The following is a 1,400-nucleotide window of genomic DNA, read 5'->3' as shown; positions in this document are numbered from 1 at the left end:
AGGCGCTAAACGGAATTTACAGAAAGGATGGTACACAACCTGCAAGCTGACCGACAAGCTGCTGTTCAAGATGCCTGACGATTATGCCAGGCTGCGCAATTTACTGGAGCAGGTGGGTATCTGTGCGGTGCATTACCACCATACCTATAACCTCGATCCAGTGCTGCAAAACCTGTCCCGCGAGCTGCACGCGATAACGCTGTTGACAGCACACGATTACTTTTGGCTCAACGCGAATCCAACGCTGACTGATGTTGACGGCCGTTTTCCAGGGCAATACGTGGATGATCTGCAAAATCCGCTGTATCCGCTGCCGACAGGCGTCACGGCAGCGCAGTGGCGTGAAAAACTGCGGCCGCTGATCGAGCAGGCGGACTGCGTGATCTTCCCTAGCAATGCCACCAGAGCCCTGTTCGGCGAAATGTACCGGTTCAAGCATGAAGTCGTGGCACCGCATGTAGAGCCGTACCTGGACGTGCGGCAAGCGCCGCGCCCACTGGTCGTTAAGCAACACTATGTGGTTGGTGTACTGGGTGCACTTGGTCGTGAAAAGGGAGCGGACGTCCTCGAGAAGTTGGCAACAATGGCACTCAGCGAGCGCGCGCGCTTTTCCTTCAAGTTGATCGGCTACTCCTACCGGCAATTGAGCGCAGTAGAAACCACGGGCCCCTACAAGGTCGAGAATTTAATGGCACTAATCGAACAGCATGAGGTTGACCTCATCTTGTTCCCCGCCCAGTGGCCGGAAACCTATAGCTATACGCTGAGCCATGCACTGGCATCGGGCTTGCCGATCATTGCGCCAAACCTGGGCGCCTTTCCTGAGCGCCTATCGGGTCGCGCCTGCGCCACGCTGTTCGATCACATGGAACCGGTGTCCGAACTCTATCGTCGCATCGGTGATTTCATCGGCGCACTTGAATCCGGTACCGCCGTTTGCGCGCCAGTTTTCCCTGACGATAAATCGCAGCCAGGATTCTACGACCGCGATTACCTGCCCCTGCTGGAAAGTGCGCTCAAGCCGCCTCGATGCGGCAAACTGTCATTCGGATTCGACGAGTCACAGATTGTCAGCGGACCATTGAACAAGACTGGCTGGCGCCGTGCTGCGCTGCGCGGTTTGTGGTGGTTGAATACACATCCGACGCTGCGCTGGGTCAGTTCAGCGGTTCCGTACAATTTCAAACGCACAGTCAAGCGTTCGCTGAGCCGTAGCCCGATGCACGATAGCATCATCTAATCCTGACATGAGCCTGAATCCCCCCCCGATATCAGCCCTGCTGAAAATCGGGACCCCGTTCGAAACCCTCTGTGTCAGAATAGTTGTCGTCTCGATAGATCCTGAAACCAGAGGGCGACAAAGGAAGAACGAAGTGGCCAGATACGGACAGTCCTTCAAG

Annotated in this window: 1 pseudogene; it reads left to right on the top strand. The window is 55.9% G+C overall.

The window, feature by feature from the left end:
* Positions 1–1,240 (top strand): annotated as a pseudogene (locus ASC37_RS11170) (hypothetical protein); the annotation flags it as partial.
* Positions 1,241–1,400 lie beyond the last annotated feature (160 nt).

The sequence above is a fragment of the Tepidiphilus thermophilus genome (genome assembly GCF_001418245.1).
Lineage (GTDB): Bacteria > Pseudomonadota > Gammaproteobacteria > Burkholderiales > Rhodocyclaceae > Tepidiphilus > Tepidiphilus succinatimandens.
Note: the sequence above shows the minus strand (reverse complement) of the source record. Positions and strands in the feature narration are given on the sequence as shown.